The organism is Streptococcus pseudopneumoniae IS7493 (genome assembly GCF_000221985.1).
Lineage (GTDB): Bacteria > Bacillota > Bacilli > Lactobacillales > Streptococcaceae > Streptococcus > Streptococcus pseudopneumoniae.
The window spans coordinates 1,778,086-1,798,364 of sequence record NC_015875.1 but is presented as its reverse complement, the minus strand read 5'-3'; the positions used below and the strand labels follow the sequence as shown (position 1 = coordinate 1,798,364).

The 20,279-nt window shown below is 39.3% G+C and carries 20 protein-coding genes; 17 read left to right on the top strand and 3 right to left on the bottom strand.

The features are described 5' to 3' along the window. Positions 1-19 precede the first annotated feature (19 nt). From SPPN_RS09275 to sstT, 3 genes are all read right to left on the bottom strand, one after another. Positions 20-400 carry a MarR family transcriptional regulator gene (locus SPPN_RS09275; RefSeq protein ID WP_000221631.1) on the bottom strand — a complete coding sequence of 127 codons (381 nt, stop codon included), beginning with the start codon at positions 398-400 and terminating at the stop codon, positions 20-22. Between the two features lie 126 nt (positions 401-526). Beyond that, on the bottom strand, positions 527-1,495 hold the full coding sequence (locus SPPN_RS09270; protein WP_000028167.1) for an aromatic acid exporter family protein: 969 nt from the start codon (positions 1,493-1,495) through the stop codon (positions 527-529). 173 nt (positions 1,496-1,668) lie between these two features. Next, on the bottom strand, positions 1,669-2,874 hold the full coding sequence (sstT, locus tag SPPN_RS09265; protein ID WP_000821228.1) for a serine/threonine transporter SstT: 1,206 nt from the start codon (positions 2,872-2,874) through the stop codon (positions 1,669-1,671). A gap of 138 nt (positions 2,875-3,012) precedes the next feature. On the opposite strand from sstT, the gene SPPN_RS09260 reads away from it, so the two are divergent. The 17 genes from SPPN_RS09260 (at position 3,013) to SPPN_RS09180 (ending at position 20,177) form a co-directional block, all read left to right on the top strand. Continuing rightward, positions 3,013-3,573: a mechanosensitive ion channel family protein gene (locus SPPN_RS09260; RefSeq protein WP_001168882.1), complete on the top strand. Its 561-nt coding sequence runs from the start codon at positions 3,013-3,015 to the stop codon at positions 3,571-3,573. Positions 3,574-3,629: 56 nt separating this feature from the next. After that, the gene (locus SPPN_RS09255) at positions 3,630-4,538 is read left to right on the top strand and encodes a magnesium transporter CorA family protein (protein ID WP_000242254.1); all 909 of its coding nucleotides are present in this window, start codon (positions 3,630-3,632) and stop codon (positions 4,536-4,538) included. A 14-nt stretch (positions 4,539-4,552) separates the two neighbouring features. After that, a complete protein-coding gene (locus tag SPPN_RS09250; protein ID WP_000963750.1) occupies positions 4,553-5,080 on the top strand; it encodes a YqeG family HAD IIIA-type phosphatase in 528 nt (175 codons plus the stop codon). A gap of 2 nt (positions 5,081-5,082) precedes the next feature. Beyond that, positions 5,083-6,189 (top strand): ribosome biogenesis GTPase YqeH, encoded by a 1,107-nt coding sequence (yqeH, locus tag SPPN_RS09245; protein WP_000391191.1) that lies wholly within the window; start codon positions 5,083-5,085, stop codon positions 6,187-6,189. 213 nt (positions 6,190-6,402) lie between these two features. Then, positions 6,403-6,714: a ribosome assembly RNA-binding protein YhbY gene (yhbY, locus tag SPPN_RS09240; RefSeq protein ID WP_000060163.1), complete on the top strand. Its 312-nt coding sequence runs from the start codon at positions 6,403-6,405 to the stop codon at positions 6,712-6,714. 51 nt (positions 6,715-6,765) lie between these two features. Continuing rightward, entirely contained in the window at positions 6,766-7,395 is a 630-nt protein-coding gene (locus SPPN_RS09235) for a nicotinate-nucleotide adenylyltransferase (protein WP_000151307.1), read from the top strand. Continuing rightward, positions 7,395-7,988, top strand: a complete 594-nt coding sequence (yqeK, locus tag SPPN_RS09230) for a bis(5'-nucleosyl)-tetraphosphatase (symmetrical) YqeK (RefSeq protein ID WP_000121659.1) — start codon at positions 7,395-7,397, stop codon at positions 7,986-7,988. The genes SPPN_RS09235 and yqeK overlap by 1 nt, the downstream gene beginning before the upstream one ends. Then, complete coding sequence (gene rsfS, locus SPPN_RS09225) at positions 7,989-8,342, top strand: ribosome silencing factor (RefSeq protein WP_001003025.1); 354 nt, start codon at positions 7,989-7,991, stop codon at positions 8,340-8,342. A 113-nt stretch (positions 8,343-8,455) separates the two neighbouring features. After that, positions 8,456-9,196, top strand: coding sequence for a class I SAM-dependent DNA methyltransferase (locus SPPN_RS09220; RefSeq protein WP_014017343.1), 741 nt, complete (start codon positions 8,456-8,458; stop codon positions 9,194-9,196). Positions 9,197-9,205: 9 nt separating this feature from the next. Further along, on the top strand, positions 9,206-10,303 hold the full coding sequence (locus tag SPPN_RS09215; RefSeq protein WP_000587363.1) for a nucleotidyltransferase: 1,098 nt from the start codon (positions 9,206-9,208) through the stop codon (positions 10,301-10,303). A 131-nt stretch (positions 10,304-10,434) separates the two neighbouring features. Next, complete coding sequence (locus SPPN_RS09210) at positions 10,435-10,689, top strand: type II toxin-antitoxin system Phd/YefM family antitoxin (RefSeq protein WP_014017342.1); 255 nt, start codon at positions 10,435-10,437, stop codon at positions 10,687-10,689. Between the two features lie 3 nt (positions 10,690-10,692). Continuing rightward, on the top strand, positions 10,693-10,947 hold the full coding sequence (locus SPPN_RS09205; RefSeq protein ID WP_000924730.1) for a Txe/YoeB family addiction module toxin: 255 nt from the start codon (positions 10,693-10,695) through the stop codon (positions 10,945-10,947). Positions 10,948-11,162: 215 nt separating this feature from the next. Beyond that, positions 11,163-13,271: a type I restriction-modification system subunit M gene (locus SPPN_RS09200; protein WP_000064455.1), complete on the top strand. Its 2,109-nt coding sequence runs from the start codon at positions 11,163-11,165 to the stop codon at positions 13,269-13,271. Beyond that, positions 13,264-14,466, top strand: coding sequence for a restriction endonuclease subunit S (locus SPPN_RS11440; protein ID WP_014017341.1), 1,203 nt, complete (start codon positions 13,264-13,266; stop codon positions 14,464-14,466). The genes SPPN_RS09200 and SPPN_RS11440 overlap by 8 nt, the downstream gene beginning before the upstream one ends. A 118-nt stretch (positions 14,467-14,584) precedes the next feature. Next, positions 14,585-15,640, top strand: coding sequence for a hypothetical protein (locus SPPN_RS09190; protein WP_000248359.1), 1,056 nt, complete (start codon positions 14,585-14,587; stop codon positions 15,638-15,640). Continuing rightward, positions 15,637-17,103 (top strand): hypothetical protein, encoded by a 1,467-nt coding sequence (locus SPPN_RS09185; protein WP_000668785.1) that lies wholly within the window; start codon positions 15,637-15,639, stop codon positions 17,101-17,103. Before SPPN_RS09190 ends, SPPN_RS09185 begins: the two co-directional genes overlap by 4 nt. Before the next feature lie 101 nt (positions 17,104-17,204). Next, positions 17,205-20,177, top strand: a complete 2,973-nt coding sequence (locus SPPN_RS09180) for a type I restriction endonuclease subunit R (RefSeq protein ID WP_001284911.1) — start codon at positions 17,205-17,207, stop codon at positions 20,175-20,177. Positions 20,178-20,279: the final 102 nt, after the last annotated feature.

Below are 20,279 nucleotides of genomic sequence, written 5' to 3'. Positions count from 1 at the left end.
ACTTTTTTCTAAAATCATCTTAAATCAAGAAATCCAAACCAGTTTCCAAGCTTTCTTCGACAGCCTTTTGTAGAGAGGCCAGTGTTTTTTGCCCATCACTTGTCAGGCAGATAAAACTAGAACGTCTATCTTGATGGCAGCACATGCGACTGAGTAGACCGCAATTTTTAGCTTCCAAGCGAGCCACCATCCTAGAAACTGCGCTCGGGCTCAGATGAAGCTTATCTGGCAGGTCAATCTGGCGTAGAGATTTTTCTTGGGCCAAGTCCAGATAGTAGAGCAGGTAGAACTCTTTCAAGGTCAGACTTTGCTCGCTCTGTTGGGCAATGGTCTCTTCCAGGAGACTTTCAATTTCTTTCTGACGCCGATTGAAGTCAAACCATTTTTCCAAATAGGTCATAGTGTCTCCTTTCTTTTTAGAGTCATAAATAGAAGAAAGTCCATTAACGGGCAGTCTCTGCGTCACAAGATGATTGCGCATGCAATAATTATACTACTTTTCAAGAATGCTGGCAAGTTCTGTTTTTTAGTGGTTTTCTTTTTTACTGTCCATATTTTTGTAAAAATCAACTTTTACTTGGATGAAGGTTTTGGCTTCACGTAGGAGTTGAAGAAGGGTAGCGCGGGTTTCAAATTCTTCTCTTGTCTTGGGCAGACTGCGGTTTCGGAAGACTTCCAGATAGCGTTCGATTTCATCTAGCAAATCAGAAGCAGGATTGGTCTGGCTCAGTTGACCTGCAATTTTTGAAAAGAGTTGAGCCAAAATCAGGCTCTCACTGGCAGCTAGGTGACAGGTGTTGATTTGCTGGGCCATGTTTCGCAGGATACGACTTTGTAGCTGTCTCATCTCAAAGTAGTGAATATGGTAATCAGTCTGGTGAAAGAGGTGGTCTGAGTGATCCAAATAGACCAGTCTGAGGGCTTCTTCCAAAAGGGTGTCCAATTCTTCCACCAGCTGTGCTCGGTTGCGTCCATCCCCTCTGGATAAATAATATTTGAAGCGTAGGAGGATGTCTTTTAACTTTTCTTCTACCAATGTGTGGTAGTGATGAATTTCCTCTTCTCGTGAAGGCATGTAGAGATTGACCAGTAAAGCAAATCCTGTACCGATAGCAAAGAGAAAGAATTCATTGACTAGAAGGTCTGGAGAGGTTGACTCTTGTACCAAGAGATGGCTAACCAAAACAGTGCTTGGTGTGATGCCAATTTCCCAGCCCATCTTGTAAGCTAGAGGCACATAGAAGGCAAGATAGAGACCAAGGCTCCAGATATGAAATCCGCTCAAGTGAAAAGCTAGAACACCGATAGCCAGAGCTAGGAGCATGGAAAAGAGGCGATTGCGAGCCAGTTTTAAAGTACTTCTACGCGTATCAGATAGGCTCAAGAGAGCGATAATTCCAGCCGAAATTGCTGAGGAAAGATTGAGAAAATAAGCAAGCAGGCAGGCAAGACAGGTAGCTAAGATGAGCTTGGTCGTACGTTGGCTAATAGACATAAGAATTTCCTGATAATACTCAATGAAAATCAAAGAGCAAACTAGGAAGCTAGCCGTAGGCAGTACTTGAGTACGGCAAGGCGAAGCTGACGTAGTTTGAATTTGATTTTCGAAGAGTATAAGTTAGAATAAAAGAGCAAAAGACAAAACCTGAGCAGGCTTGCCTTTATGAGTTATTTTTTACGGGCTGCTGCGTATTCGGCAACGGCAGTAAAGAGGACGTCTGTAGAAGAGTTAAGGGCTGTTTCACATGAGTCTTGGATGACCCCAATCACAAATCCAACCCCAACAACTTGCATGGCAATATCGTTAGAAATACCGAAAAGGCTACAAGCAACTGGGATAAGAAGGAGGGAACCTCCCGCAATACCAGAAGCACCGCAGGCTGAGATAGCTGCTACCACACTGAGGACAAAGGCTGTGGCAAAGTCAACAGGGATTCCAAGAGTGTTTACCGCAGCAAGGGTCAAAACGTTAATGGTAATCGCTGCTCCAGCCATGTTGATAGTAGAGCCAAGTGGGATAGAAACAGAATAGGTATCTGGGTTGAGTCCAAGGTCATGGCAGAGTTTCATGTTGACAGGAATGTTAGCCGCAGAACTACGAGTGAAGAAGGCTGTCACACCGCTGACACGGAGGCAGTTCCAAACTAGAGGGTAAGGGTTGCGTCTCATAAAGAAGAAGGCAATCAAAGGGTTGACCACAAGGGCAACAAAAAGCATAGTCGTTACTAATAGAACCAATAAAATACCGTAGTTGGCAAGGCTTCCGATTCCCTTGTCAGAAATGGTTTTAAAAACAAGACCAAGGATTCCAAATGGAGCCAGATTGATGATCCATTCGACAATTTTAGAAGTCACGTCAGCGATAGTTTTTAGTAATTCTTTACTATTTTTGCTGGCCTCTCTCATAGCAATTCCAAAAATGACTGCCCAAGATAAGATTCCAATATAGTTAGCAGTAAGCAGGGCGTTGACTGGATTGTCAACCAGTTTGAGCAAGAGGTTGCTGAGGACCTGTCCAATCCCATCTGGTGGAGCAATATCGGTATTAGCACTATTTAGGGTGATTTCAATAGGGACGATGAAACTTGCTAGTACAGCTACAAGAGCAGCGGCAAAAGTTCCTAGGATATACAAGAAAACAACAGTTTTCATATTGCTATCTTGTCCCTTTTGATGTTGGGAAAGGGCATTAGCAACGAGAGCAAAGACTAGGATAGGAGCAACAGCTTTTAGACCTCCAACGAATAAATCCCCGAGTAGCCCAATTCCTGAGAGATTAGGAAGGGTCAGTCCTAGAATTCCCCCACAAAGCATACCAATCAAGATACGCTTGACAAGGCTTGCCTTGTTCCAAGCATGAATGATTCTTTTCATAATAATCTCCTTTCTGTGTAGTGATTATGATTATAGTATAAACGATAGACAAAATCAAGAATTTTCTGTCTATTTTTTGAATATTTATGGATAATGAGACTGATGAAAATATGGTATAATGAAATAAAGGAGTTTTATATGCAAAAATTTATTCAAGCTTATATTGAAAAGCTAGATGTGACAACCATTATCGAAAATATTCTAACCAAGGTCATTTCTCTTTTACTGCTTTTGATTGTATTTTATATTGCTAAAAAAATGCTTCATACCATGGTGCAGAGAATTGCCAAACCTTCTCTAAAAATGTCTCATCATGATGTCGGGCGCCAGAAAACCATCTCACGTTTGTTAGAAAATGTGTTTAATTATACGTCATATTTCTTTTTACTCTACTGTATTTTATCGATTTTAGGCTTACCTGTATCTAGCTTGCTGGCTGGGGCTGGAATCGCTGGGGTGGCGATTGGGATGGGAGCCCAAGGTTTTCTGTCTGATGTCATCAATGGCTTTTTCATCCTTTTTGAACGTCAACTGGATGTGGGAGATGAGGTTGTTCTGACCAATGGCCCCATTACTGTATCGGGCAAGGTCGTCAGCGTGGGAATTCGTACGACCCAGCTTCGTAGCGAGGAGCAAGCCCTTCACTTTGTCCCTAACCGAAATATCACAGTTGTTAGCAATTTCTCACGCACAGACTAGACCTGTTATTTTAAGTAATTTGTGGTACAATAGAGGGAGTTTAATAAGGAGAAAAGATGGTTTTAGAAAAGCAGTTGGGCAATGGTTGTACCTGGATAGACCTAGATCTAGGAAAGTTGAATAAACTAGAAGACCTTTCTGAAATTTACGGTTTGGACAAGGAAACCATTGAATACGCACTGGATAGAAACGAGCGCGCCCACATGGACTACCACCGTGAAAGTGGGACGGTTACCTTTATCTATAATGTCCTAGACGTAAAAAAGGACAAGGCCTACTATGAGACTTTTCCCATGACCTTTATCGTGGAGCATCGTCGCCTGATTACCATTAGTAATACCAAGAACGCCTATGTCATTGAACAGATGACTCGTTATCTGGAGAGCCATGACACGCTTTCGATTTATAAGTTTCTCTTTGCCAGTCTGGAAATCATCAGCAATGCCTACTATCCTGTCATTGAGCAGATGGACAAGAGTAGGGATGAGGTCAATGACCTCTTGCGCCAGCGAACTACCAAGAAAAACCTCTTTGCCCTGTCTGATTTGGAGACTGGTATGGTTTATCTGACGGCAGCTGCCAAACAAAATCGGATTTTGTTAGAGCATATTCAAGGTCATGCCTTGTATCGTAGTTTTGATGAGATTGAGAGAGAACAGTTTGATGATGCCATGATTGAGGCTCATCAGCTGGTATCCATGACAGACCTAATCTCTCAGATTTTACAGCAACTTTCAGCCTCTTACAACAATATTCTAAACAATAATCTGAATGATAATTTGACAACCTTGACTATCATTTCAGTCTTGCTAGCGGTTTTGGTAGTCGTGACAGGCTTTTTCGGAATGAATGTTCCACTACCTTTAACAGATGAGCCCCATGCTTGGCTCTACATCAGTTTGGCTAGTATAGGTTTGTGGATTGTTTTATCCTTGTTACTAAGGAAAATTGCGAAAAAAAGTTAAGAAAAGGAGCCAAAATGGCGATTGAAAATTATATGCCAGATTTTGCTGTGGAAGCAGTTTATGATCTGACAGTCCCAAGCCTGCAGGAGCAGGGAATCAAGGCTGTTTTGGTCGATTTGGACAATACCCTCATTGCTTGGAATAATCCTGACGGAACACCAGAGATGAAGCAATGGCTACATGACCTTCGGGACGCGGGCATTCGCATTATCGTGGTCTCAAATAACACCAAAAAACGAGTTCAACGCGCAGTTGAGAAATTTGGGATTGACTACGTTTATTGGGCTCTGAAGCCCTTCACATTTGGAATTGACCGTGCCATGAAGGAATTTCACTATGAGAAAAGTGAAGTGGTCATGGTTGGCGACCAGCTCATGACAGATATTCGAGCAGCCCACCGTGCTGGCATTCGCTCGATTTTAGTCAAACCCTTGGTCCAACATGACTCGATCAAAACGCAGATTAACCGAGCTCGTGAGCGCCGTGTCATGCGAAAAATCACTGAAAAGTACGGACCGATTACATATAAAAAAGGAATTTAACTATGGAAGAAATTCTCTGTATTGGTTGTGGAGCAACCATTCAGACGACAGATAAGGCTGGTCTTGGTTTTACCCCCCAGTCGGCACTTGAAAAAGGTTTGGAGACTGGTGAAGTCTATTGCCAACGCTGTTTCCGTCTCCGTCATTACAATGAAATCACGGATGTCCAGTTGACAGACGATGATTTCCTCAAGCTCTTGCACGAGGTGGGAGACAGCGATGCCTTAGTGGTCAATGTCATTGATATCTTTGATTTTAATGGCTCTGTCATCCCAGGCTTGCCACGCTTTGTATCGGGCAATGATGTCCTCTTGGTTGGAAATAAAAAAGATATCCTACCTAAGTCAGTTAAACCGGGCAAGATTAGCCAGTGGCTCATGGAACGTGCCCATGAAGAAGGGCTTCGTCCTGTTGATGTCGTCCTAACTTCAGCTCAAAACAAACATGCCATTAAGGAAGTCATTGACAAGATTGAACATTACCGTAAAGGCCGCGATGTCTATGTTGTCGGTGTAACTAACGTTGGAAAATCAACTCTAATCAATGCCATTATCCAAGAAATCACGGGTGATCAGAATGTCATTACGACTTCGCGCTTCCCAGGGACAACCTTGGACAAGATCGAGATTCCGCTTGATGATGGTTCTTATATCTACGATACGCCGGGAATCATCCACCGTCACCAAATGGCCCATTACTTGACGGCCAAAAACCTCAAGTATGTCAGCCCTAAAAAGGAGATCAAGCCTAAAACATATCAGCTTAATCCTGAACAAACCCTATTTTTAGGTGGTCTCGGACGTTTTGACTTTATATCAGGAGAAAAACAAGGTTTCACTGCCTTTTTTGACAACGAATTGAAACTCCATCGTACTAAGCTTGAAGGCGCTAGTGCATTTTACGACAAGCACGTCGGAACCCTTCTCACGCCTCCAAACAGTAAGGAAAAAGAAGATTTTCCAAAACTGATTGAGCATGTATTTACAATCAAGGATAAGACAGACCTAGTCATCTCAGGCCTAGGTTGGATTCGTGTAACAGGCACTGCCAAAGTCGCCGTCTGGGCACCAGAAGGCGTCGCCGTCGTCATACGAAAAGCAATTATTTAAAACAAAATCGCTGAGCGAACAAAGTGAGCTCATATAGCGATAGTTATTGCCGTGGTGTGATTGCCAATCTGTAGATTGGCAAGGGGCACAATTGAGACCAAGGCTCAATTGTGAGGTCAGGAAATCCATTTTTCAAAGATGAAATCTTTGGAAAATTAGTTCCGACCGTCCCTCACCACCTAAAATAACTATCAAAAAACAAGGAAGAAAATTATGTCATTAACATCAAAACAACGTGCCTTCCTCAACAGCCAGGCACACATCCTCAAACCTATCATCCAAATCGGGAAAAATGGACTGAACGACCAAATCAAAACCAGCGTCCGTCAAGCTCTTGATGCGCGTGAATTAATCAAGGTTACTCTCTTACAAAACACAGATGAAAACATCCACGAAGTAGCTGAAATTTTGGAAGAAGAAATCGGTGTGGATACAGTCCAAAAAATAGGACGCATCTTGATTTTGTTTAAACAATCCAGCAAGAAAGAAAATCGCAAGATTTCTAAGAAAGTCAAAGAAATCTAAGACCGAAACTCCAAATAACTGTTTTTATAGAGAAATAAAGGGGACTAGCCTATGACAATCGAACTATTGACTCCCTTTACCAAGGTAGAGTTGGAGCCAGAAATCAAGGAGAAAAAACGCAAACAAGTTGGGATTTTAGGGGGGAATTTTAACCCTGTTCACAATGCCCATCTTATTGTTGCGGATCAAGTACGGCAACAGTTGGGACTGGATCAAGTTCTGCTCATGCCTGAATACCAACCTCCTCACGTTGATAAAAAGGAAACCATCCCTGAACACCATCGTCTCAAGATGCTTGAGTTGGCAATTGAGGGGATTGACGGCCTAGTCATTGAAACTATTGAGTTGGAGCGCAAGGGTATTTCCTACACTTACGACACCATGAAGATTTTGACAGAGAAGAATCCAGATACGGATTATTACTTTATCATCGGTGCCGACATGGTTGACTATCTGCCTAAGTGGTACCGAATTGATGAACTGGTTGACATGGTTCAGTTTGTGGGGGTTCAGCGTCCACGCTACAAGGCAGGGACTTCCTATCCAGTTATCTGGGTGGACGTACCGCTCATGGATATCTCGTCCAGCATGGTGCGGGACTTCATTGCCCAAGGTCGGAAACCCAACTTTCTCCTACCTCAGCCAGTGCTAGACTACATCGAGAAGGAGGGGCTCTACTGATGTCCTATCAAGACTATATCAACTGCTCCCGTGAGGCCTTGTTGGAAAAAATGGCAGAGCTTCTACCTGAGAAACGTCTAACCCATTGTCTAGGTGTGGAGCGTGCCGCTATGGAGTTAGCTCAGCGCTTTGGTGTAGATGTTGAGAAAGCAAGTCTAGCAGGTCTTCTTCATGACTATGCTAAAAAGTTGTCAGATCAGGAATTTCTAGACTTGATTGACCGTTACCAGCTAGACCCTGACCTCAAAAACTGGGGCAATAATGTCTGGCATGGTATGGTCGGAATTTACAAAATTCAGGAAGATTTGGATTTGCATGATTCTGAAATTCTGCGAGCCATTGAAATTCATACAGTCGGAGCTGGTCAAATGACAGACCTAGATAAGGTCATCTACGTCGCAGACTATATCGAGCACAATCGAGCCTTTCCTGGAGTAGATGTGGCGCGTGAGATTGCAAGTCTATCGCTCAATAAGGCGGTGGCCTACGAAACAGCTCGTACCGTGGAGCATCTAGCTCATCAGAGATTCCCTATCTATCCCCAAACCCTTGAAACCTATAACGCCTTTGTGCACTATTTGAAAGAGGACTAAATGAACGAAAAAGAATTACTAGAACTAGTCGTGAAAGCGGCTGATGAGAAACGTGCGGAGGATATCCTCGCACTTGACGTACAAGAATTGACTAGCGTGACTGATTACTTTGTTATTACTAGTTCAATGAATAGCCGTCAGTTGGATGCTATCGCTGACAATATCCGTGAAAAAGTAGCGGAAGCTGGTTTTAAAGGCAGCCATATCGAAGGCGATGCAGCTGGAGGATGGGTCTTGCTAGACCTTGGTGGTGTCGTTGTGCATATCTTCTCAGAAGAAATGCGTGCCCACTATAACTTAGAAAAACTATGGCATGAGGCGAATTCAGTAGATATTTCAGAAGCTCTTGCTTAGAAGATGAACTCAGTTGTATTCAACTGGGTTTTATTTGCTTATTTTTAAAAGGAATGTGATAGAAAGGTATAGGGCAAGTGGTGTTTGCCATGGAAGCTCTTGGTATCATGATTATGGCAACTTATGAAACCTTTGCGGCGGTCTATGATGCAGTCATGGACGATAGTTTATACGACAAATGGACGGATTTTTCTCTGCGTCATTTGCCAAAAACTAAGGAGAGAAAGAAACTCTTGGAATTGGCCTGTGGGACAGGTATCCAGTCTGTTCGCTTTTCTCATGCTGGTTTTGATGTGACTGGCCTGGACTTGAGTGCTGATATGTTGAAAATTGCCGAGAAGAGAGCTTCTTCAGCCAAACAAAAGATTGATTTTATTGAAGGCAATATGCTGGATTTGTCCAAGGCAGGTCAATATGATTTTGTCACTTGTTATTCGGACTCAATCTGCTACATGCAGGATGAAGTGGAAGTAGGGGATGTTTTTAAGGAAATTTATAATGCTCTCAACGAAGATGGTATTTTTATCTTTGATGTGCATTCAACCTACCAGACAGACGAAGTTTTTCCAGGCTATTCTTATCATGAAAATGCGGAAGAGTTCGCCATGCTCTGGGATACCTACGAGGACGCGGCACCTCACTCCATCGTGCATGAGTTGACCTTTTTTATCAAGGAGGCAGACGGTTCCTTTAGTCGCCACGATGAAGTGCATGAGGAGCGGACTTATGAGGTTCTGACCTATGATATTTTGCTGGAACAGGCTGGTTTCAAGTCCTTCAAACTCTATGCGGACTTTGAGGACAAGGAGCCAACAGAAACTAGCACCCGTTGGTTTTTTGTCGCGCAGAAGTAGGAGATTACTATGATCATCACAGGTATTATCGCGGAGTTCAATCCTTTTCATAATGGCCATAAATACCTGCTGGATCAGGCAGAGGGATTGAAAATCGTTGCTATGTCTGGGAATTTCATGCAGAGAGGCGAGCCTGCTATTGTGGATAAGTGGACAAGGGCCCAGATGGCGCTGGAAAATGGAGCGGATCTGGTAGTGGAATTGCCCTTTTTAGTCAGTGTTCAGGCTGCTGATTTCTTTGGTCAAGGAGCTGTGGATATCTTGGCTCGCTTGGGCATTGATAGCCTAGTTTTTGGGACAGAGGAAGTTCGAGATTATCAAAAAATCGCTGACTTATACACAGACCAGGGGGATGAGATGGAGAAATTTGTGGAAAATCTGCCTGATTCTCTTTCCTATCCACAGAAAACCCAAGTCATGTGGAAGGAATTTGCAGGTCTTGATTTTTCAGGCAATACACCCAATCATGTTCTTGCTCTGGCCTATGCCAAGGCGGTTGCAGGACGCAACATCAAACTCCATCCGATTCAGCGTCAGGGGGCTGGTTACCATTCTGTGGACAAGGATGTGGACTTTGCTTCGGCGACAGCTCTTCGTCAGCACCAGAGAGATACAGATTTCTTAAAACGCTTTATGCCTTCTGTTTCCCTCTTTGAGCAGACTAGTAAGGTGAGCTGGGATGACTATTTTCCCTTGCTCCATTATCAAATCTTGTCAAATCCCGACCTAACCACTATCTATCAGGTAAATCAAGAAATGGCTGTGCGTATTAATGAAGCTATTAAAACAGCACAGTCTGTAGAAGAATTAGTCGAGGCGGTTGCCACCAAACGTTACACTAAGGCGCGTGTCAGACGCCTCTTGACCTATATTTTGGTGCAAGCTAGAGAAAGTGATTTGCCAGAAGCCATTCATGTTCTTGGTTTTACCGAAAAAGGCAGACAACATCTCAAGTCTCTGAAAGGGCAGGTCGATCTAGTCAGCCGAATTGGCAAAGAACCTTGGGATGCTATGACCCAAAAGGTAGACCAGATTTACCAACTGGGAAATCCCAGTATAGCAGAGCAGAATTTTGGAAGAGTGCCGATTAGAATAGAAACAAACTAAGTCTACTGAAAGGTGGACTTTTTGAGATTTTTTACGAATAAATAGATAGAAAAGAAAATCTTGTACAAGTTCCTGACAAATTCTTTCTTTTCGTGTATAATAGTGGAAAAGAGGTAAAACGAGGTATGGTTATGGAAGCAGTTCTTTACTCAACATTCCGAAATCATTTAAAAGACTACATGAAGAAGGTCAATGATGAATTTGAGCCTTTGACGGTGATCAATAAAAATCCAGACGAGGACATTGTAGTTCTTTCAAGGAGCGAATGGGACAGTATTCAGGAAACTTTGAGAATCGCTCAAAATAAGGAGTTATCAGACAAGGTTTTGCGAGGAATGGCTCAAGTCCGTGCTGGAAGCACTCAAGTCCATGTTATTGAGGAGTGAGGAATGCTGCTCAAGTTTACAGAAGATGCCTGGGCAGATTATTGCTACTGGCAAACTCAGGACAAGAAAACGTTAAAAAGAATCAATAAACTAATCAAGGATATTCAACGTGATCCCTTTACAGGAATAGGTAAGCCAGAACCACTCAAGTATGACTACCAAGGAGCCTGGTCACGTCGTATCGACGCAGAAAATCGCTTGATTTATATGATGGATGGAGATAGCGTGGCTTTCTTGTCCTTTAAAGATCATTACTAAGTCTACTGAAAGGTAGGCTTTTTATTTTTTAAATTTTTATGAGTAAGTTTAAGATAAAGTTTTTTAGAAAATGACAGAATCCCTAATACAAAAGACAAAAACTCAGTAAAGAAAGTTAGTATATGAACTTCGATCTTTACCCTTGAATACGCTTTATAACTCGTATTTTGTGGTATAATGAAGAGAATTGTTAATAATAAAAACAGGGGAAGTAAATGTCTAATTTCAAAGAAAAACTACCACTATTTCAAGCAAATGACATCCAAATTTCTAATGATGTCAATACGGTTTGGTCTATCGCTAACACTCTTAGAGGAGCTTATCGAGCAGATAAGTATCGCGATGTCATCATTCCAATGTTTGTCCTGACTCGTTTAGAAGCTGCCTTGCTGCCAACCAAGGATCAGGTGGTAGCACAATACAAAGCAAATCCCAATACACCTGAGAAAGTGTTGGAGAAACTTTCAGGCTATCGTTACTACAATGTTAGTCCTTTTACGTTGGAAAATCTTCAAAACGATCCAAATGCAATCGAGGAGAACTTTCTAGCCTATCTGGATGGCTATTCCTATCGTGTCAAGGACATCATTGAAAACCTAAAATTTAAAGAGCAAGTCCGTACCCTAGCCCAGAGTGGTCGCCTTTTCACGGTTATTAAAAAGTTCTCTCAAATTGATTTGTCTCCAAGTTCAGTTGACTCTATGCGTATGGGCTACATGTTTGAGGATATCATCCGCCGATTTTCTGAAAATGAGGAAGCGGGGTCTCACTATACCCCTCGTGAGGTTATTGCTCTGATGGTCAATCTCCTCTTGATCGAGGCAGACGAAGAACTTTTTGTTGATAAAAAAGAGTTGAAAATACTAGATATGGCGGCTGGAACTGGGGGGATGCTGGCTACAGCTAAAAGCTATATCCGTCAGTTGAATACAGGAGTCACTGTCCGACTCTTTGGTCAGGAAGTTTTGCCTGAAACCTTTGGGATTGGTCGTGCAGATATGCTAATTCGTCAGGAAGACTCTGACTATTTTGTGAAGGTGGATACCTTAAAAGATCCAGATCCTTTTCCAGATACTAAAATGAGCTTTGTCATCGCTAACCCTCCCTTCGGTCAAGCTTGGGGTGGTAAGGATGCGGATGATGGGGTTGAGGATGCAGTTAAGAAAGATCATCAACTCTTTGACAAAACAGAAGGTCGTCAAGGTCGTTTTGTCGCGACTCCAGGAACTGGAGATGCTCAACTACTCTTCCATCTTCATGCTCTTGCAAAATTAGAAGAAAATGGCCGTGCAGCCATCATTTCAAATGGGTCTCCCCTCTTTTCAGGTGGGACATCATCGGGAGAAAGTCAGATTCGCCGTTATATCCTTGAGAATGATTTGCTAGAAGCTATAGTCGCCCTTCCAGGTCAATTTTTCTATAACACAGGAATTGGGATTTATATCTGGATTTATAATAAAAACAAGTCTCTTGAGCGCCAGAACAAGGTTCAGTTTATTGATGCGGCGGAGGAGTTTGTTCCTCTACGTAAATCTCTAGGTCAAAAACGCCGTGAGTTGTCCCAAGATAACATCCGTCAGATCCTTCGCTGGTACGATGATTTTCAAGAAAATGACCATGTAAAAATCTTTGACAATCAAGAGTTTCTCTATCGAGAGTTTACAGTTATGCAACCTCTGCAACGTCGTGGCCAGATAAGCGAAGAAACAATTGAGAAAGCGAAAAGTGTTCCTTTTCTAGCTAAACTATTTGATGAATACAAGTACCAAGAATTGCTAGAGATGGAACCACGTTCAGCCAAGGATGAGAAAAAATTACAGGACTTTGTAACTGGCAAGACCAAGCAAGAAGCTATCCTGACAGCTCTTGCTAAGGGAAGCTCTGACAAGACCTATCCTAACTTTGAGAATTTTGTCCAAGTCATCAAGGCCTTGCTGGGAGAGTTTAAGCTTACGCCTGCCAATGTCAATGCGCTAGCCTTAGCTATGAGTGAAATGGACAAAACAGCAGAAGTTATCCGAACCAAGAGGAAAGACAAGGCAAATGAGATTGCCGATGGGATTGTCTATGATAAGACAACCAAGGACAGTGAAATCGTTAAGCTGACAGAGGATGTGGAAACCTACTTTGCGCGTGAGGTCTATCCCCATGTACCTGACGCCCACTACTGGTTTGATGAAGAAAAGGGCTATGGAGCTGAGATTCCTTTTACCCGCTATTTCTATCACTACCAAGCACCAGAAAGTGCCGACAAGCTCTTGGCAGAGTTTTATGAACTGGAAGCAGAACTACAGACTCTCTTGGAGGAACTAAAACATGACTAGGATGAAAGAGAGTGGCATTGACTGGATCGGACAGATACCAGAGGAGTGGGAAGTAACAAGAATAAAAAATATTGTGAGTATTGAACGGGGAGCATCGCCTCGCCCTATAGATAAATTTATTTCTGATGATGACACTGGAGTTAACTGGATTCGTATTGGTGATACATACAAGGGGAATAAATATATTACATCTACAAAATTAAAAATTACTAATCGTGGTAAACAATTTAGTAGATATATACATCCTGGAACACTCATTTTAAGTAATTCAATGAGTTTTGGAGAACCTTATATTTCATCCATTTATGGTTGTATTCATGATGGTTGGTTAAGCTTAGCTCCTTATAAGAATATTAGCAAGGAATATCTTTATTGGTTACTTTTATCTGATGTTTGTACTTCTCAATTTAATCTAGTTTCTATAGGTGCAGTAGTTGAAAATTTAAGTGTTGATAAAGTTGGGAATACACTGGTTTCAATGCCTTATTCTTTATCTGAACAACAAAAAATCGCTGATTTTCTAGACAAGAAAACCGCCCAGTTAGATAAAGCTAAAGCACTGCTGGAGGAGCAGATTCAGAAACTCAAAGACTACCGCGCTAGCTTGATTTATGAGACTGTCACAAAAGGATTGGATAAAAACGTCCCCATGAAAGACTCAGGTGTCGACTGGATTGGACAGATACCTCAAGGGTGGGGAGTGAGTCGGCTAAAGTACCTGGCAAATAAAATTGGAAGTGGTAAGACTCCGTTGGGAGGATCTGAAATTTTTGAAGAAACGGGAATATTATTTATACGAAGTCAAAATATTTATAATGGATTAATACTTTTAGAAGATAAAGCAACTTATATTAATAGAAATATTCATCAACAGATGATTGGAACTTGCGTTAAAAAAAATGATATTTTATTAAATATAACAGGAGCTTCTATTGGAAGAGTAGCAAAATATGATTTAGATATAGAGGCAAATGTTAATCAACATGTGTGCATTATTAGATGCGATAGATTTGTATTGCCTGATTATTTAATGTATTTTATCATGTCTGAATTTGGACAATTTATGATTAAAATTCATCAAATTAGCGGAAATAGAGAAGGTTTGAGCTTTGATAATATCGGAAATTTTAAAATAATTATTCCAGATTTAGACTATCAGTATAAAATTAGTCAGTACTTGAATAAAAAATGTTAATTATTAATCAGATGATAAAAACAAAAGATCAACAAATTGAAAATATTAATAAACAACGACAAACTCTTATTTATGATTATGTGACAGGGAAGAAAAGGGGTAAGGAGATTTAGAAATTATGGTAAATACAAAATCTTTTACTAAAAGTAATGCCGTGCCCAGCACATTCGGTTTCGAGTTTCAAGCATTAGTGGGATTAGTTTTATTATTAGAGAATTTAGAGGATGTGAACAGATTTTCTATTGAAGGTCCTTTAGAGGATGTGGAACTTGAATTGAATAATGGAAAGTACATCTATGCTCAAGTAAAATCTAAAGAAAAAGATATACTTGTTAGAAAATCTAATTTTGCAAAACTTAAGGATGGATTGAAAACTTTAAATGAGGATTCTAAGCATGGAGATGCAGAAAAACTGATATATGTCTCTAATACATACTATCCTTTAGGAATAGATAATATTTTTAATAGTTTTTGGTTACATTCTTCATCCAAATCAAAATATAGCTATACTGATGAAGAATTTAAAAAAGTTTTACCAAAACGCTTGGAGAAAATTCTTAATACTTATGCTACTGATAATCCAAAATTTAAAAAGGAATTATTTTCAATATATTTCTATAAATTTTTGAATTCTTCGGATCGATATACTAAATATGAAATTTTTTATCAAGAAATACAAAGATATATTTCTAAGATTGGAGACCAGTATAGTAAATTTTATAAAGAAATTTATGACCGTTGGTATACATTTATTAGACAAAGTGAAACCAGCAGATACGACTATAGTAAAGAGGATTTTTTGTGGCAATTAGTTGAACTACTTAGTGCTAGAATTAGTGAAGATAGTTTTTTAGAGTACTTGGATATTGATGATGAAGAGTTCAACGAGATTATTCAAACATATTTTGCGGTCTTAGAAAATATAGAAGGACGATTTGAACTGTCTAATAAAATTCTCAATAAGTTTCAAGATATGAAAGAAAGTGGTAAACTTGGAGATGATAGACAACAAAGAATCTTTGTTTTTATAGATAAGTGTTGGAAGTTCTTTAAAGATGACATTTTTTTGATCGATAATAAAAATGATGAAGAGGTTATAGTCAAATATGTTATTTGGAGAATAATTGCTAATAAACGATTGATTAATAAAGTTAGAAAGAGTGCGAATTTATGAAATTTATTAATTTAAAAGTTCGTTATAAAGATTCTATACGAGAATTCTCATTTAATGGAAATAATGTTTTAATCTATTCGGAAGATAACAGTGTTGGAAAGTCTACTCTACTTAGAATTCTATTTTATTCTTTAGGTTACCCAATACCAGGTACATTAGCTATTCGGTTTCAAAAACTGTTTTTAGAATTAGATTTCTCCATTTTCGGCAAAGTATATAAGGTGATTCGACATGATAAAAGGTTAGAGTTAATCTTTGGTAAGGAGAAAAAAGACTATCTATTGCCAAATCAACATGAATATTTCTTAAAACAAATTTTTGATACAGAAGAAGTTAAGGTTATTAATAACATTATCGGAGCAATGTATTTAGATCAAGATAAAGGTTGGACTCTTTTAAATAGAGGTAAAGTGATTGGAAATATACACTTTAATATTGAAGAACTGATTGAGGGACTTACCTCTATAGATGTTACAGAATATACAGATAGGATAAGCTTTCTAAATAGAGAGTTAAGACGATTAAAGAATTTAAAGTCAATTATTTCCTATCAAGAATTATATCTAGAAAATGAAGTAGACTTTCCATCTGATGATATAAATTTTTTAAAAGAACAAATAGTATTATTGTCTTCGCAAAAGAAGATTTATCTAAATAAAATGAAGCAAGTAGATAAGTTAAAAAAAGAAAATAACGCTTTCTTTAAGTTGTTAGAAAATTTTGACCTTAAAGTTGAAGACAAAAATACAGGTAATATTATTTCTGTAAATAAGGATACAATTATAAATTATAATGATAACTATAATTTTTTAGAAGCCAGAAAATGGTTGCTTAAAGAAAGTATATGTAATTTAGAAAAGGAACTATCTGACGTTAAAAATAAATTAATAAATTTAATGGGGCAAACATATTTATTTGAGAATGATAATTCAATTGAAAAGGCTGATGTATTTTTTAAACAAATTGAGGTTAACCACAAAGAAATTGATTCTAGGATTGAGTTAATTAATGATGAACTAGAACACTTAAGAAACTATGTAAAGAATAAACTTATTGAGAACTCAGAAGTTGTTACTAGGATGAGTGGAAACATTTTACGTTATGCAACTGAATTAGGTGTAAATAACATTATAAGTGGGAGAAAAGGTTTTATATTTACTAGTGATTTGAAGAAAATTTCTGGCACTCAATTTCATAAATTAGTAATATGCTATAAATTGGCATATATAAAAGAACTAGAGAGATTTATAGGAACATCTCTACCTATTGTTTTAGATTCTCCTAGTGGTAGAGAAGTAACAAAAGATAATCTTGATAAAATTTATCAGCTATTGTCGAATGAATTGGATAATAATCAAGTAATTATCGCATCTATTTATAAAAATAAATTTATAAATGCAACTGAGCTTATCGAATTAAATGAGAACGATAAAATATTTGGGATCTCCAATCCAAATTTTTAATGAAAGAAACCAATTATCTAAACTTATAGTTAACCAAGTATGTTTAGACAAGAATAATTTTATAAAGATAAATAGATTTATTAATATGAAAGTGAGAAACTATGGCAAATTTGGGCTTAAAGGAGCGCTATGATTTCCAGCAGTGGATTATCAAAGACTTGAAAGAAAAAAATGGCTATATCCAGCGGGACGCTACTTGCTACGATCCTAGATTAGCCATGGATGTGGAACTCCTGTGGGATTTTCTGATGGAGACCCAGGAGGAGACCATGGACTATCTCCTTAAAAAACTGAGTAAGGAGACAATCGTCAATCTGATTAATAAAGAAATCGTCAAGGGTGGCTTTTTATTCGCCTTAAAAGAGGGAATCTTTATTGAAAATAAACAACTTCGTCTTCTTTATCGTAAACCTGCGACTAGTTTTAATGAAAAGACTGTTCAACAATACCAAGCCAATTGTCTATCTGTTATGGAAGAAGTGGTTTACGAGGAGAGCGACCGCATTGACCTTGTTATCTTTATCAATGGATTAGCACTATTTGCTATCGAACTTAAGTTTAATCCCAGTGGTCAGTCTGTACAGGATGCTATCAGGCAGCTCAAGGGACGCAATCCTAAGAATCGTCTTTTCCGTTTTGAACAGGGAGTCTTGGCTTCCTTTGCAGTGGATACCCTAGAAGTCTATATGACGACGCAATTGAAAGGACAAGAAACCTATTTTCTACCTTTTAATGTGGGGAAAGGGGAAGGTATTGAGATGGGAAGTGGCAACCCTCACAACCCTGATGGTGTCGATACAGACTACTTGTGGCTTGATGTCTTGACCAAGGATAGTATTCTCCAGTTAATAGAGAGTTTTATCTTTTTTGAGATGGATAAGCATAAAAAGAAGACCCTGATTTTCCCGAGATACCATCAGCGAAGAGCAGTTAGCCGTCTCCTAGAGGACATGAAAGTCAACCATACTGACAGTAATTATCTGATTCAGCATTCGGCTGGTTCTGGTAAAACCAATACCATAGCATGGTTGGCTCATAGTTTGGTATCGCTCCATGATGAACAAAATCAAAATATTGTGGATACTGTATTAATCGTTACAGACCGTATCGTAGTTGACCGTCAATTACAAGAAGCGGTCAAGGAAATCTCCCACAAGCCTGGAGTGGTCAAGGTAATGGGCGACAAAGAAACCTCCAGTGACTTAGCGGATGCGATTGCAGGAAATACAAAAATCATAGCTACGACTATTCATAAGTTTGCCCAAATCAACCAATCTAACTGGATGTCTGTAGGGAATACTGCGAAAAAGAAATTTGCCATCCTGATTGATGAAGCTCACAGTTCAACGACAGGATCCTATATGAGTTCGGTTAGTCAAGTCTTGACAGAAACAGATACAGAAGATGGAACTATCGATGAGATTCAAGAAGTAAGTGTTGCGGACGCTATCGAGCAGGAGATTGCTCGGACAGGTAAGCAGGACAATGTCTCAATCATTGCCTTCACTGCAACTCCCAAGGCGACAACTCTACAGCTATTTGGTACAACACAAGCAGATGGTTCTAAAGCTCCTTTTGATGTTTATAGTATGAAGCAAGCTATTGAGGAAGGTTTTATTCTAGATGTTTTAGATAACTATACGACTTATAAGACCTATTACAAGCTCAATAAAGCAGTCGAAGAAGATCCTGAGCTAAAAACGACTCTTGCCAAGCGTAAGATTGCAAAGTTTGTAGAATTATCTGATGAAAATATCAATCAAAAGGTTGAAATTATCATGGATCACTTTATCAGTCATGATATTATGGCTGAATTGGGTGGTCAAGGTAAGGCTATGATTGTGACCTCTGGTCGTGAGGCAGCAGTTAAGTATCAATTAGCCTTTCAAAAGTACTTCAAAGACCACAGCATTACCAGTATTGGAACCCTGATTGCCTTTTCTGGCAAGGTTGATTATCAAGGTAGTGAATATACTGAGTCGCAAATGAATCAGGTCAAGGAAGATTATTTGAAAGATCATTTTGATACGGAAGACTACCAAATTCTGATTGTGGCAAATAAGTATCAGACAGGGTTTGACCAACCTAAACTGGTTGCTATGTATGTAGATAAAAAGTTGCGAAGTGTTGCTGCGGTGCAAACATTGTCTCGTTTGAATCGTATCTATAGAGGCTACAATAAGAAGACCTTTATCCTTGATTTTAAAAATACTTATGACGATATTCGCTCAGCTTTTTCTCCGTACTACCGTGAGACTATTTTAGCAGATACAGTCACACCTAGTGATGTCTTGACCTTGGATCGGAAAATTGATGAGTATGGTATCTTGGACAGTGATGTTGTTCATGAGTTTAATCAATTCTTATACCAAGAAAAGAGAAACAGCAGAGAAAAACAAAAGATGGTTTCTCTGTTAAATCAAGGTTATGATAGAGTTAGATGGTTTGATGAGAAAGAACAACTTTCTATTCGAAAGGTTATTCGAGGTTTTCTTAGAATGTATACTTTCTTGATTCAGGCAACTGCTTATCAAAATGAAGTTCTACACGAACGTTATAATTATCTGCAAAGTCTTGTCAAGATGATTGATGTTCGCATTGGAGGAGATGATTTTACAATCGCAGATAAGATCGTAGTAGACTATATGAAACATAAGCAAACAGGTTCTTTCAGGTCAGTTTCTGAATTGGAATATCATCCAGAGTTAATACTTACCAAGCCAAGTACTGGAGGTGTTACGACTGACCAGGAGAAGCGTTTATCTGAAATCTTAGATGAAATTAACGAACAGTTGGATTTGGATATTGATCACCAAGTCGGTCTAAGTGGAGCGGTATCCATTCGTGAATTGATGAAAAAGAATCCAAGACTAAAGCAATCTGCCCGTGTCAACTCTAGAGAAGACTTCGTTTTTGCTTTTGAAGAAGAGATTGACAATGCTCTTATAGAAGGATACTCTCAGAGTCAAGATTTATTTGGTGCTCTATTAAATAATGATTCTTTCAAGAAGAGATTAGCAGATATATTTATTGATGATGTGTTCAAAAGTTTGAAGGGATCCGAAGAAGTGTAATCCTAAAATTCACTCCAATTTCCCCAAAACATATTCTATTTTAGGTTTGTGAAAATCACTTTTTTATGGTAGAATGTAAAAGAATGTATGTCATTCGGAATA